Raw genomic sequence first — 13297 nt, forward strand, 5'->3', positions numbered from 1 at the left:
AAGTTTTATAGAAATCCTAATTCAAGTTTCGCTGCCTCAGACATCATGTCCTGAGAGTAGGGCGGGTCAAAAGTTATTTCCACTTCCACATTATTGACACCCTGGATTTGTTGAATTTTATCCTTCACCTCAGAAGGGATGAATTCAGCAGAAGGGCAATTTGGTGAGGTGAGCGTCATCAAGACGTACACATTATTTACCGGATAGACGGTTATTTCATAGATCAACCCAAGCTCATAGACATCCACAGGAATCTCAGGGTCATAGACCTGCTTGATTGCTTGGACGACCTTTTCTTTTAATTCGTTTTTATTCTCGTTCTCCATCTCAAGCATTGAGTTTGGTTTGAAAAGCTAATGCGTAAAATTTCATTTGCTTGATCATGGCTGCAAGTCCATTCGACCGTTGGCTCCCGATAAGATTCCCCATTCCAATTCTGTCAATGAAATTAAGATCGGCAGAAATGATTTCTTCTGGAGTTTTATTATCCAAAACTCGAATCAACAAGGAAATCAAGCCTTTGGTAATGTCCGTATTGGAATCAGCTAGATAGCGAACTTTTCCATTTTCCTCTTTAGCAATGAGCCATACCTTGGATTGACAACCTTTTATCAGATTTTCATCCTTTTGTTCCTCTTCTGGAAAATCAGCCAAGTTTCCACCTAATTCCATGATGTAAAAAATGGTCGATTCCCGGTCATCTCCCAGGATTTCGAATTCTGAAACAATCTCGTCTTGTATAGCTGCAATACTGCTCATTTGTTTTTAATTCTAGCAATTCTGGCAATTCCTTCTGCCAGATTTTCAATTTCTGATTTGGTGTTGTAAACAGCAAAACTTGCTCTGACAGTTCCTTCAATTCCAAATCTATTCATCAAAGGCTGCGTACAGTGATGTCCAGTCCGAACGGCAATTCCTCTGGCATCTAGCATTTGCCCCACATCAAAAGGATGCATTCCGTTGATATTGAAAGAAAGAACAGATACTTTTTCAGAAGCTGTTCCCACAGGAATGAATCCTTTAATGTGTTTTGTCAATTCATTGGCATGAGCAAGAAGTTCATCTTCATGCTTTTTGATATGAGCCTTTCCTAAGGAATTGATGAATACTAAGGCTTCTTTGAAAGCAATTACATCAGCGATGTTTGGGGTGCCTGCTTCGAATTTGAAAGGGATTTCATTGTAGGTGGTTTTTTCAAAGGTCACCTCCTTAATCATCTCTCCACCTCCCAAAAATGGAGGGATAGCCTCTAATAATTCACGTTTTCCGTATAATACACCCAAGCCAGTTGGGCCATAAAGCTTGTGAGCTGAGAAAGCAAAGAAGTCACAATCCAAATTTTGAACGTCAATATCTAAATGTGAAGTGGATTGTGCTCCGTCCAAAAGCACCTTTGCACCCACAGCATGGGCTGCTTCAATGATTTTTTCAACTGGGTTAATAGTGCCGAGCGCGTTTGATGCGTGGACGATACTAACCAGTTTAGTTTTTGGGGAAAGCAATTTTTCAAACTCATCCCAGATAATTTCTCCTTCTTCAGTGATAGGGATGACTTTTAGATGAGCACCTTTTTCTTCACATAGCATTTGCCAAGGAACAATGTTGGAATGGTGCTCCATAGTAGAAATCAGAATTTCATCGTCTTTTCCTATGAATCTGTTTCCAAAAGTTTTTGCTACCAAATTGATGCTCTCCGTGGTGCCTTTTGTAAAAATGACTTCAGCGGATTCTTTAGCATTGATAAAATCGCGTATGGCTTCTCGAGTTTCCTCATAGTAGCGAGTAGCACGATCAGCTAGCGCATGAGCTCCCCGGTGAATATTGGAGTTATCATGCTCATAGTAATTTAAAAGGGAATCAATGACCGCCTTGGGTTTTTGAGTTGTAGCGGCATTGTCAAAATAGATCAAAGGCCTGCCATGCACTTCTTGATGAAGCACAGGGAACAGGCCTCTGATTTCATCGATATCAAATCTCATGAAAAAGCTTAGAATTTGCTGCCGAGACGATTCTGAATCAATCCGACAACATGATTTTTGAAGCTTTCATCTTCAATTTTTTCCAAGACTTCACCAACAAAAGCATAAAGCAAAAGTCCTTTTGCTAAAGTTTTGTCGATTCCTCTCGCCTGAAGATAGAATAGGGCTTCTTCGTCTAATTGACCTACTGTACAACCGTGTGAACATTTCACATCGTCTGCCCAGATTTCCAATTGAGGCTTGGTGTTAACAATGGCATCTTCAGAAAGCAACACGTTGTTGTTCTGTTGAAATGCATTGGTCTTTTGAGCATCCTGTCTTACGAAAATTTTTCCGTTGAAAACTCCTCTGGATTGCTCATCGAATATGCCTTTATACAACTCATTGGATTCTGCATGAGGAATAGTATGGTCCACATTAGTATGATTGTCTACATGGGTCTTTCCATTAAGCAAGTAGATGCCATACATGTTTCCTTCACAATTACTTCCCAAAAGATTAAGGCTCAAGTTGTTTCGAACCATATCCCCAGAAAGTGAAATGTTGACGGAAGTAAATCGTGCGTCAGCCAAAACATCGGTTTCGATATTGCTCACTTCAATTACCTGATCTCCTTCATGTTGAAGTCGGTAGTAATTGATCTGAGAATTGATTCCACCTTTTACTTCCACCACTTTGTTGATGAAATAAGGAGAATCAACCAAACCTACGCTTTGATCAATAAAGGTAACTTCTGCGAAGTCCCCCACTTCAATCCAGAATCGAGGTGTAATCACCTGACCATCATTGGATTGATTGAAAGAAAGCAAAAGGATTGGCTTATCTACTTGAACCTTCTTGGGAACTTTAATTGATATTCCTCCATTGAAAGTGGCTTGATTCAAAGCTGCAAAAGCATCTTTTTCTGCTTTGGCGATTGTTCCAACTCCTCCAGTACTTTCATTCAAGCCACTCACTTCAATGCCTTCAATTTGGCTTGAAAGTTCAGGAAGGAATTTTCCATTTGAAAAAACCAAAGTATAACCATCAAATCCTTTGAAAGTGGATTCGATAATTTGGTTTTTAGAAATAGAAATTGGAGAAGCAGCTCTAAAGTCAGAAATGCTTTTTTCCAGTTTTTTTGTGATTGCTGTGAATTTGTATTCCTCAGCTTTTGCAACTGGAAGTCCAGCTGATTGATAAAGCTCTTTTCCAGCAGTTCTTAATGCTGAAAAGTTTTGAGGAGCAGATTCTAGCAATACATCGAATGTATCTTGTGTTGTCAAGGTACTCATGCCTGTTTTTTAAGATTTAAACTGCCGCTGAATCTACCTCTTCTTTGATCCAATCGTATCCTTTTTCTTCAAGTTCCAAAGCCAATTCTTTGGTTCCTGACTTTACAATTCGGCCTTTATAAAGCACGTGCACATAATCAGGTACGATGTAATCCAACAATCGCTGATAGTGAGTTACGACGATAGTCGCGTTTTTGTCTGATTTCAACTGGTTGACCCCGTTAGAAACGATTCTTAAAGCGTCAATGTCCAATCCAGAGTCAGTTTCATCCAAAATGGATAAAGTTGGTTCCAACATAGCCATTTGGAAGATTTCATTTCTTTTTTTCTCACCGCCAGAGAAACCTTCGTTTAGGGAACGGCTCAAAAGTTTTTGGTCGATTTCAACCAATTTCATTTTCTCCTTCATTAAGGAAAGGAATTTTACCGCATCCAAGGGCTCTTGACCACGGTATTCTCTAACCTGGTTCAAGGCAGTACGAAGGAAGTTAGTAGAGGAAACCCCAGGGATTTCTACGGGATATTGGAAAGCCAAGAAAACGCCTTCTCTAGCTCTATCTTCAGGAGCCATTTCCAACAAGTCTTTTCCTTGGAAGATTACTTCTCCTTCGGTGACTTCATATTCTTCTCTACCGGCAAGTACAGAAGCCAAAGTGGATTTTCCTGAACCATTAGGTCCCATGATAGCATGTACCTCTCCGGCCTTCACTTCCAAGTTAATACCTCTTAGGATTGGTGTTCCTTCAATAGAGGCATGTAGGTTTTTTATCGTCAGCATAGTTGAGTTTTTTCTTTTCTGATTCAATAGTTCATTGTGGAATTATCCTACAGATCCTTCCAAGGTGAGAGCCAAGAGTTTTTGTGCTTCTACCGCAAACTCCATAGGCAATTGATTCAATACTTCTTTTGCATACCCGTTCACGATCAAGGCTACTGCATCTTCGGTGTCGATTCCACGCTGATTGCAATAGAAGATTTGATCTTCGCCAATTTTGGAAGTGGTTGCTTCGTGCTCCACTTTAGCGGTTGGGTTTTGAATATCGATGTATGGGAAAGTATGTGCTCCACATCGGTCTCCCATTAATAAGGAGTCGCACTGGGAGAAATTTCGAGCATTGGTTGCTCGCTTCATTACTTGAACCTGACCTCGGTAAGAATTTTGGGATTTTCCTGCGGAAATACCTTTAGAAACGATTCGTGATTTGGTGTTTTTACCAATGTGAATCATCTTGGTTCCGGTATCAGCTTGCTGCATATTATTAGTAACAGCTACAGAATAGAATTCTCCCACAGAGTTATCACCTTTCAAAATACAGGAAGGGTACTTCCAGGTAACTGCAGATCCTGTTTCAACCTGAGTCCAAGAAATCTTAGAATGATCTCCGGCGCAAATTCCGCGCTTGGTCACAAAGTTGTAAATACCGCCTTTTCCTTCTTTATCTCCCGGAAACCAGTTTTGAACGGTAGAGTATTTTACTTCAGCATGAGCGGCAGCATAAATTTCAACAACAGCTGCATGAAGCTGATTTTCATCTCGTTGAGGAGCTGTACACCCTTCTAGGTAAGAAACGTATGACTCATCCTCCGCAACAATCAATGTTCGTTCGAATTGACCAGTATTTGCTGCATTGATTCTAAAATAGGTGGATAGCTCCATTGGGCATCTTACACCTTTTGGGATGTAGCAGAAAGATCCATCTGAAAATACAGCGGAGTTCAGAGCTGCATAGTAGTTGTCTGTCATGGGTACTACAGAACCCAAGTATTTTTTCACCAACTCAGGATGTTCTTTTACAGCTTCGCTGAAAGAACAGAAAATAATTCCAAGCTTGGCAAGTGTATCTTTAAAGGTGGTTGCTACAGAAACAGAATCTAACACTGCGTCTACTGCAATACCTTGTAATCTCTTTTGTTCGTTAAGTGAAATACCCAAACGCTCATAGATAGCCAACAATTCAGGGTCTACTTCGTCAAGGGATTTTGGCTTTTTAGTCTGCTTTGGGGCAGAGTAGTATCTGAGTTTTTGGAAATCCACTTTAGGATAATGGATGTTAGCCCATTCCGGCTCTTCCATTGTCTGCCAAGTACGGAAAGCTTTCAGTCTCCACTCCAAAAGCCATTCTGGCTCTTCTTTCTTAGCGGAAATCCAACGGATAATTTCTTCATTTAATCCGACGGGAGCTTCATCAGCCTCATAGTTGACAGACCAACCGTGTTCGTATTCTTTGGAAGTGAACTCCTCTAAAATCTGATTGTCTTTGCTCATGCGTGAGTTATTTAGACTAATTACATTTAGAATGCGAAGGTACAACTTAAATTGAAAAATAAATGTTCAATTTCATTTGAAAATTCTATCAGAGATGCTGTTTGTCAATCAAAATGAGCTAGAAATACCAGTTTCTAGTTTTGCAAAGGCTTGAGCAAAAAATAAAGGAAGCCCTTTTGAGACTTCCTTTTAATTGTAATATTTATTTAGATTTAGTCCAAATAGTTTGTCTATTTGCTTTCTTTATCGAAAAACTGAATTGGTCTATTGATGCTTTCTTCCAAAACTATCAATGTTTCAGTTCGGTCAATTCCTTCTACTTTTTGGATTTTATCCAACACAAGTCGTAAATGATTGGTGTCCCGGCAAATGATCTTTGCGAAGATGGAGTAATTGCCAGTAGTATAATAGGCGTTAACAACTTCAGGAATTTCCTTCAAACGTTCTATGACCGTATCATAGAGTGAACTTTTTTCAAGGTAAATTCCCAGGAAAGCCGCAATATCATATCCCAATTTGGTGAAGTTGATATTGAGTGTTGCACTTTTGACTACACCCATATCTTCCAATTTCTTCATTCTGACATGGACGGTCCCAGATGACACAAATACTTTTTTGGCTATTTCTGTATATGGTGTTTTAGCGTCCTCGTTGAGGAGAGAGATGATTTTGAGGTCTATGTTGTCGATATCTAAAATTTTATCCATCTTTTTGCTTAGGATTTAGATGATTTTTAAAGAAACTGCCAGTAAATTAGAGATTGTTCAAAATATTGCAAAATTATTTTTTCAATTTGTAATTGAATTGAAAATGTTTTTACTTTGAGGCTGATTCATTAAGTTTGAGAAAATTTGGAAATACCTGTGAATAGAAACTTAATATTTTGAGTACTAGTCACTTTTCCGAATTATCAGTTGATATCGAACTTTTAATCTCTAAAGTTATATTTGGGTTTATATTCTGAAAAAAGTCTTGCCGTTGGTAAGGCTTTTTTGTTTTCCTAATTAAAAAATAAAATGCAAAAAATTGTATTTGAAAATTTTTTTGTTGTATTTTTGAATATTCATTGAAAGTCATGGAATTCAAAGCATCATTGGTTCGGTACATTTTGGCGATTTTGGTTGTTTCCTTAACAGCTTTTCAGCCTGCGAAAACTTCTCTCGCGCAAGGAGATCGAAGTATTATCTCGATGGGACCAGAAGTTGCCTATAATAATATAAGGTTACGCACAGTTGAAACTCCTTTAGAAGTCAACTCTTCCAAACAATTCAAGTCTGGTAATTTGGAGCCTTTGACGGTCATTGAAAAAAACCTTGCTAATAACCTAGAGTCCCATTGGACATGGCCTGAGTATACTTTGGAAATGATTGACTCTTACTCTCCGTTTTTGTTCAGAACCAAAAAGTCTCAAGAAATTGAAGAGGTAAAAGTGATCCTTTTAGTTAATTCAAGAGGAAGACTTTCTGGCTATGAGATGATGACTGAGGTAGACCGAGGTACGCAGGAGAGATTAGATTATTTGATCCGAAAGCTACCTGAATTGAAGCCTGTTCCGGGATTTGATTCGTATTCCGCTGAAGCTTTTGAATTGACAATCAAGAAGTAAGCTTAATTTTCTTCATTTTTATTTAAATGGTGGTGCAGGGATTCTCCTGCATTTTTACTTTTATTAGTCAAGAAACCACCATTCCTATGCGAAATTATTTCTATTTGGCCTTTTCGGTTCTATTGACTGGACAGGCCTATTCCCAAGTGAAGGATTTTCGGCAGGAGAAACCTTTTCCTGAAAAAAATCAAAAAGCTAAATTTTACACAGTTCAAGGGGAAAGACATGGTCCCTCATTTTTCAAAAAGGAAACTTTTCCAGAAGTGGAGTACACCCCGGGGGAAAGTTTGAATTTTGATCACTACCATACAGTTGAGGTCATGTATCATTGGTATGAGAAATGGGCGGCTGATTATCCGGACATCACCGATTTATATGTGATCGGATATTCTTATGAAGGTCGGCCAATTTATCAAATGACCATTGCTAATAAAAAGACTGGCAAGGATACAGACAAACCAGCTGCTTACTTTGAAGGCGGACGACATTCTGGAGAGATTACTTCGAGTGAGTCGATTCTCTGGTTGACAAAGCATTTGTTGGAGAATTACGGCAAGGATGAGGAAATCACTCACCTTATAGATACTAAGGCTATTTACCTGCGTCCACAGAATAATCCGGATGGTTCTAATCTATACCTATACACCGCTCAGCGCAATAGGAGTACAGTAAAACCTCACGACAACGATCGTGACGGATTGATTGACGAGGATCCTGAAGAGGATTTGGACGGAGATGGTATCATTTACCAAATCCGAAAAAAGGCGGTTACGGAGGAAGAAAAGAAAAAAGCCAATTTCATTATTGATCCAGAACACCCATCAGGAAAGCTGATGAAGCGGGTTTTTCCTGGAAAAGGAGATTATTTGGTTTATACAGAAGGGATTGATAATGATGGAGATGGAAGCTACAATGAAGATGGAGTAGGAGGATTGGACTTACACCGGAATTATCCGGAAAATTGGCGTCCTGATATTGGTGGTGACCTAACAGGACGAGGATACACGCAATATGGTGCAGGTGAATTTCCATTAAGTGAAGCGGAGACACGATCTACTGTTCTCTGGATTTTGAGCCATCCGAATATTTCGGTTGTTAATTCCATGGATACTCGAGTTCCTATGCATCTCCGTCCACCATCAACTTCCAAAAGTGAGGAGCGAATGTATCCGGAAGATTTAGCGATTTACAAGGAAATGGATGAGCTTGGATTGTCTTACACGGCTTATCCTTGGGCTGGAGATGTTTATGAAACCTATGCAACCCGATATAAGGTCAATCGGATGACTGGAGATCCTTTGAAGCCGTCTCCATTGTTTGGCCACGGGCCGGATTTTGGGTATTTCTATTTTGGCAGTATATGGTATGGAGATGAGCTCTGGAATAATGGAGCAATGAAAGATTACAACCAAGACGGAATATATGACGATTACGACGGCTTGGTTTGGGATGAACAAGAAAATGGTGGGAGAGGATTTAAATCATGGACTCCATTTGTGCATCCAGAATTAGGTGAAGTTGAAATTGGAGGGTTCCATCCGAAGTTCTTTGGGCAAAATGGACCAACCTGGCAGCTGGAAGACTGGGCCAAGAAGCAGGCACTTTTCAATTTGGCTATGGCTAAGCGCCTACCTGAATTAAAGGTGGAAAATCCGGTAGTTGAAAAATTAAAAGATGGACTTTATGAAATCACTCTCCAATGGACAAATGTAGGAGGATTGCCGGTAGCTTTGGAGCAGGCAAAACTTGTCAAAATTGTTCAGGAAGACCGTGTCTCTTTGGAGTTTGAAAAGGAATTGACAGAGGGGTATGAAAATGCCAAAGTGAAAATCATTTCTCCAGAATTGTATGACAAAACCATCTACTCCGGACATACTGGAAAAGGAGAGACTAAAACCGTTACTTTCCAAGTAGAAGTATCTGGTAACGAGCCAGTGGAGGGAAAAATAAAACTTTCCTCTACGAGAGGAGGGTTATTTGTGCAGGAATTTAAGCTAAACTAATACGAGTTATTTATGTCAATTTTACGCAGATCACTAGGAATGGGGCTTGTGGTAGCCCTGCTCTTTAGTTTTCATGTTCAGGCTCAGCAAAAACGATCTTTGACACATGGAGACTATGACGGATGGGAGAGTTTGTCCTCCGATCGAATTACTAAAAATGGGGAATGGGTTGGTTACATGATTTCTCCACAGGAAGGAGATGCAAGATTGGAAATCATGCCTTATCGTCAGCCCACCCAGAAGATGATTATTCCTCGTGCATCGGGATGGAATTTTACTCCAGATGATGCCTTCGCGGTGGGAAAAATTGTACCTCAATATGATTCTGTTCGGGTTTTGAAGCTCAAAAAGACCAAAAAGGATGATATGCCCAAGGACAGTCTTTTTATCTATGATTTGAAAAAAGGGTCTTTGGAAAAATTTGCTCAGGTGAAGGCTTTTTCAATTCCTGAAAAAGAAGGCAGTTGGATTGCTATTCAGTTTGAAAAAGAAAAACCAGCTAAAAAAGATCCAGCCGATTCTACAGCAAAGGCTGAAAAACCTAAAAAAACGGATGGTACCAAACTCTTGGTTCGAAGTTTAGATGGAGGAAAAAGCTTTGAGTTTGAGCGTGTGAAAAGCTTTGGATTTTCTCCTAATGGGGATTTCCTGCAATTTGTTTTAGCAGAGGAAGATACCTTAGACAATGCAGCTATTCATATTTTGAATCTTGAGTCTGGAGTTGAATCCACAATTCATGAAGGATATACAGAATATAGCCGCATGCGTTTTTCTCCGAATTCATCCTATTTGGCATTTGTCACCACAGATGATTCCACGAAATCAGAAAAACCTTACTACTCATTGATGCTATATCAAACTGCATCGGGGAGTTTAGAGGCTGTAGCTGATAAAGATGCTACTGGAATTTTGGAGTCAGGAAGAATCAGTCAAGATGAGTCCTTACAGTTTTCTGAAAATGAAAAGATGCTCTTTTTCGGGGTAGCAGAGGATTATATAACCTATGCTTATGAGGAAGACACTACTATTTTGGATGAGGATCGGGTGAGCTTGGATATATGGGGTTGGCAGGATGATGAAATTCAACCTATGCAGCTTCGAAATAAATCCAGAGAAGAAAAACGTGCCTATAAAGCTGTTTTGGATCTTTCAAGCAAACAAATCAAGCAACTCGAAGATCGGGAAGTAAAAAATGTAATGCTTCCTAGTAAAATCGAAAATGAGGTTGCAATTGCTTGGTCCGATCAACCTTATCGACGGGAATACAGCTGGAATATTCAAATTGGCCGCGATATTTATCTAGTTGATTTAAATACTGGAGATCGAACACTTATTGAAAAGGATGTTCCTGGTATGCCTAGCCTCTCTCCAGCAGGAAAGTATGTGACTTGGTACGCTTCCCGAGATTCTGCTTGGGTCGCATATGATCTTCAGTCTAAAAAGAAAATCAATTTAACCGAGAATATTGATGTTCCTTTTTATCAAGAACTTCATGATTCGCCATCATTGCCGGGTTCTTATGGTTCTGGAGGTTGGTTAGCCGATGACGCAGCTATTTTGATTAATGATCGCTATGATATTTGGAAAATTGATCCTCAAAATCCCGGATCCGCTCAGATGATTACTCGAGGTGAGGGTCGTAAAAACAAGATTGAATTCAGAAGACAATCCATTGAATCCGAAGAGCGCTTCATTGATCCAAAATCCACCCTCTATCTCTCAGCCTTCAATGAGATGACCAAAGAGTCAGGAATGTATATGGGAGATTATGAGGGCAAAAAGCTAGAGAAAATCTTAATGACCCCTCACCGATATTATGGTTTAAAGAAAGCCAAAGATTCGGATGAGATTTTAATTAGAAGAAGTACTTATCAAGAAAATCCTGATTTGTTTGTAGGTGACTTGAAGTTCAAAGACCTCAAAAAGGTATCCAACCTCAATCCACAGCAAGCTCAAATCAAATGGGGTAGTGTGGAATTGGTAAGTTATCTAGCTAACGATGGGACTCCTTTACAGGGATTGCTCTTTAAACCGGAATATTTCGATCCTGCGAAGAAATATCCAATGATGGTGTATTTCTACGAGCGAAACAGCGATGGATTGCATAATTACCGCACGCCAGCTCCTTCCGCTTCCACCATCAATATTCCATATTTTGTAAGTAATGATTATTTGGTTTTTGTTCCTGATATCAAGTATGACCTCGGGTTACCTGGGCCAAGTGCTTACAACTGCATTATTCCAGGAGTACAATCCATAGTAGCTAAAGGTTTTGTCGATGCTGAGAATATGGCAATCCAAGGTCAAAGCTGGGGAGGTTATCAGGTGGCTTATTTGATTACCCAGACGAATATGTTTAAAGCAGCTGGTGCCGGAGCTCCTGTCGTCAATATGACTTCTGCCTATGGTGGAATTCGATGGGGAACAGGAATGAGCCGTATGTTCCAATATGAGCAAACACAGTCTCGAATCGGCGGTACACTTTGGGAAAAGCCGCTTTATTACATCGAAAACTCACCTTTATTCTTCATGGATAGAGTTCAAACCCCGGTATTGATTATGCACAATGATGAAGATGGAGCAGTTCCATGGTATCAGGGTATTGAGATGTTTATGGCTCTCAAGCGCTTGAATCGTCCTGCTTGGTTGCTTCAGTATAATGGAGAAGATCACAACTTAAGACAGCGAAAAAACAGAAAGGACCTTTCTGTCCGTCTGAGCCAGTTCTTTGATCATTACTTGAAAGGGGCACCGGCTCCGCTTTGGATGACGGAAGGTCTTCCTGCAGTAGAGAAAGGAAGAACGCTTAAATATGAATTAGAAGATTAAATCATCAAAAAAGGCTGTCAGTTTAAAATTGACAGCCTTTTTTACTTTGTAGGAATAATCCTGGATTTTCGAAATCAATCCATCTTTAAACTCAAAAACCGTTCTTCCCCATAAATTGATTTCATCCCCTTTCTTCTTATTTCCATCCGGAAAATCTTCTGCAAGGACTGCGTGATAATTAAGGTGAACGTCTGTATATCTCGCTTGATGTATCCATTTTTTCGGAGAGATTTCTCGATTTTCAAAAAGCTTTACGGCTTTTTCAGCTTGCTTTTGAAATTCTTGAATTCCTTTAGTTTCAAGAGTCTTGTCTCCGTTTGAATAATTTTCAAAAACTACATCTTGATGTAAAACCTTTAGCATTCCCGGTACATCAAGATGATTGTATCCCGAAATGTATTGTTCGATTAGTGTTTCTCTTTTAAGGTTTAGCATATCAAAAAGAGGTAAAGTTTTAAACTGCTACCGGTGCTTTGATATGAGGGTGTGGGTCATAATTAACCAATTCAAAATCCTCATACTTGAATCCAAAGATGTCCTTGACATTTGGATTGATCTTCATGGTAGGAAGAGGGCGGCATTCGCGACTGAGTTGGAGATGAGCTTGCTCTAAGTGGTTTAAATAAAGGTGTGCATCTCCAAAGGTATGAACGAACTCACCAGGTTCCAGGTCACAGACTTGGGCAACCATCATCGTGAATAGTGCATAAGAAGCAATATTAAATGGAACTCCCAGAAAGACATCTGCACTTCGCTGGTACAATTGGCAAGAAAGTTTGCCATCTGCTACATAAAACTGGAAAAGTGTATGACAAGGAGGAAGCGCCATTTGATCTACATCAGCTACATTCCAGGCGCTGACGATATGTCTTCTACTGTCTGGTTTATTTTTGATTTGATCAATCAGTTTTTTGATTTGGTCAATTTCTCCACCTTTTCCGTCCGGCCAGTGTCTCCACTGATAGCCATAAACAGGACCTAAATCTCCATCTTCATCAGCCCATTCATCCCAGATCGATACTCCATTGTCTTTTAACCAGCCGATGTTTGTGCTTCCTCTTAAAAACCAAAGCAATTCAATGATAATCGAACGAAGATGAAGTTTTTTTGTGGTAACAACCGGAAATCCCTCCGATAGGTCGAAACGCATTTGGTGGCCGAAAATGCTCAGCGTCCCGGTTCCTGTACGGTCAGTTTTTTTCACTCCCTCATCCAGGATTCGTTGCATTAATTCGTGGTATTGCTTCATGGTTTTTTAATTGAAATTAATCGATGATCTAAGATACAAGCTTCCTTTGAAAATCGGAATGAAAACAATGGACTTCAATTCTGATTAATAT

12 protein-coding genes are annotated in these 13297 nt (G+C 39.7%); 3 read left to right on the top strand and 9 right to left on the bottom strand.

Annotated features, from left to right (window positions below):
- Positions 1-5: 5 nt before the first annotated feature.
- The 7 genes from NY014_RS00775 to NY014_RS00805 all read right to left on the bottom strand — a co-directional run bounded on the left by NY014_RS00775 (position 6) and on the right by NY014_RS00805 (position 6226).
- Positions 6-335, bottom strand: a complete 330-nt coding sequence (locus NY014_RS00775) for a DUF59 domain-containing protein (protein WP_435520605.1) — start codon at positions 333-335, stop codon at positions 6-8.
- Positions 328-759, bottom strand: coding sequence for a SufE family protein (locus NY014_RS00780; protein WP_259412622.1), 432 nt, complete (start codon positions 757-759; stop codon positions 328-330). The genes NY014_RS00775 and NY014_RS00780 overlap by 8 nt, the downstream gene beginning before the upstream one ends.
- On the bottom strand, positions 756-1979 hold the full coding sequence (locus NY014_RS00785; protein WP_259412623.1) for a cysteine desulfurase: 1224 nt from the start codon (positions 1977-1979) through the stop codon (positions 756-758). Before NY014_RS00785 ends, NY014_RS00780 begins: the two co-directional genes overlap by 4 nt.
- Positions 1980-1987: 8 nt before the next feature.
- Positions 1988-3253, bottom strand: coding sequence for a Fe-S cluster assembly protein SufD (gene sufD / locus NY014_RS00790; protein WP_259412624.1), 1266 nt, complete (start codon positions 3251-3253; stop codon positions 1988-1990).
- A gap of 16 nt (positions 3254-3269) precedes the next feature.
- A complete protein-coding gene (gene sufC, locus NY014_RS00795) occupies positions 3270-4031 on the bottom strand; it encodes a Fe-S cluster assembly ATPase SufC (protein ID WP_135069279.1) in 762 nt (253 codons plus the stop codon).
- A 42-nt stretch (positions 4032-4073) separates the two neighbouring features.
- Positions 4074-5519 carry a Fe-S cluster assembly protein SufB gene (gene sufB / locus NY014_RS00800; protein WP_259412625.1) on the bottom strand — a complete coding sequence of 482 codons (1446 nt, stop codon included), beginning with the start codon at positions 5517-5519 and terminating at the stop codon, positions 4074-4076.
- Positions 5520-5749: 230 nt separating this feature from the next.
- Positions 5750-6226 (bottom strand): Lrp/AsnC ligand binding domain-containing protein, encoded by a 477-nt coding sequence (locus NY014_RS00805; RefSeq protein ID WP_135069285.1) that lies wholly within the window; start codon positions 6224-6226, stop codon positions 5750-5752.
- 368 nt (positions 6227-6594) lie between these two features.
- Between NY014_RS00805 and NY014_RS00810 the strand changes: the two genes are divergently transcribed.
- From NY014_RS00810 to NY014_RS00820, 3 genes are all read left to right on the top strand, one after another.
- Positions 6595-7125, top strand: a complete 531-nt coding sequence (locus NY014_RS00810; RefSeq protein ID WP_259412626.1) for a hypothetical protein — start codon at positions 6595-6597, stop codon at positions 7123-7125.
- An 86-nt stretch (positions 7126-7211) separates the two neighbouring features.
- Positions 7212-9128: a M14 family metallopeptidase gene (locus tag NY014_RS00815; RefSeq protein WP_259412627.1), complete on the top strand. Its 1917-nt coding sequence runs from the start codon at positions 7212-7214 to the stop codon at positions 9126-9128.
- Between the two features lie 12 nt (positions 9129-9140).
- Entirely contained in the window at positions 9141-11957 is a 2817-nt protein-coding gene (locus tag NY014_RS00820) for a S9 family peptidase (RefSeq protein ID WP_259412628.1), read from the top strand.
- Here NY014_RS00820 and NY014_RS00825 read toward each other — a convergent pair.
- Both NY014_RS00825 and NY014_RS00830 read right to left on the bottom strand, forming a co-directional pair.
- Entirely contained in the window at positions 11946-12392 is a 447-nt protein-coding gene (locus NY014_RS00825; RefSeq protein WP_259412629.1) for a nuclear transport factor 2 family protein, read from the bottom strand. The two genes, NY014_RS00820 and NY014_RS00825, sit on opposite strands and share 12 nt — an antisense overlap.
- A gap of 19 nt (positions 12393-12411) precedes the next feature.
- Positions 12412-13206, bottom strand: coding sequence for a thymidylate synthase (locus NY014_RS00830; RefSeq protein ID WP_259412630.1), 795 nt, complete (start codon positions 13204-13206; stop codon positions 12412-12414).
- Between the last annotated feature and the right edge of the window lie 91 nt (positions 13207-13297).

Source organism: Algoriphagus limi, from assembly GCF_024919275.1.
In the GTDB taxonomy this organism is placed as follows: Bacteria; Bacteroidota; Bacteroidia; order Cytophagales; family Cyclobacteriaceae; genus Algoriphagus; species Algoriphagus limi.

Excerpts from the sequence above, each read along its gene's own strand:
- sufB (WP_259412625.1), bottom strand. The coding sequence starts at position 5,519 with ATGAGCAAAGACAATCAGATTTTAGAGGAGTTCACTTCCAAAGAATAC.
- NY014_RS00820 (WP_259412628.1), top strand. The coding sequence starts at position 9,141 with ATGTCAATTTTACGCAGATCACTAGGAATGGGGCTTGTGGTAGCCCTG.
- NY014_RS00825 (WP_259412629.1), bottom strand. The coding sequence starts at position 12,392 with ATGCTAAACCTTAAAAGAGAAACACTAATCGAACAATACATTTCGGGA.
- NY014_RS00775 (WP_435520605.1), bottom strand. The coding sequence starts at position 335 with ATGCTTGAGATGGAGAACGAGAATAAAAACGAATTAAAAGAAAAGGTC.
- NY014_RS00805 (WP_135069285.1), bottom strand. The coding sequence starts at position 6,226 with ATGGATAAAATTTTAGATATCGACAACATAGACCTCAAAATCATCTCT.
- NY014_RS00815 (WP_259412627.1), top strand. The coding sequence starts at position 7,212 with ATGCGAAATTATTTCTATTTGGCCTTTTCGGTTCTATTGACTGGACAG.
- sufC (WP_135069279.1), bottom strand. The coding sequence starts at position 4,031 with ATGCTGACGATAAAAAACCTACATGCCTCTATTGAAGGAACACCAATC.
- NY014_RS00830 (WP_259412630.1), bottom strand. The coding sequence starts at position 13,206 with ATGAAGCAATACCACGAATTAATGCAACGAATCCTGGATGAGGGAGTG.
- NY014_RS00780 (WP_259412622.1), bottom strand. The coding sequence starts at position 759 with ATGAGCAGTATTGCAGCTATACAAGACGAGATTGTTTCAGAATTCGAA.
- sufD (WP_259412624.1), bottom strand. The coding sequence starts at position 3,253 with ATGAGTACCTTGACAACACAAGATACATTCGATGTATTGCTAGAATCT.
- NY014_RS00785 (WP_259412623.1), bottom strand. The coding sequence starts at position 1,979 with ATGAGATTTGATATCGATGAAATCAGAGGCCTGTTCCCTGTGCTTCAT.
- NY014_RS00810 (WP_259412626.1), top strand. The coding sequence starts at position 6,595 with ATGGAATTCAAAGCATCATTGGTTCGGTACATTTTGGCGATTTTGGTT.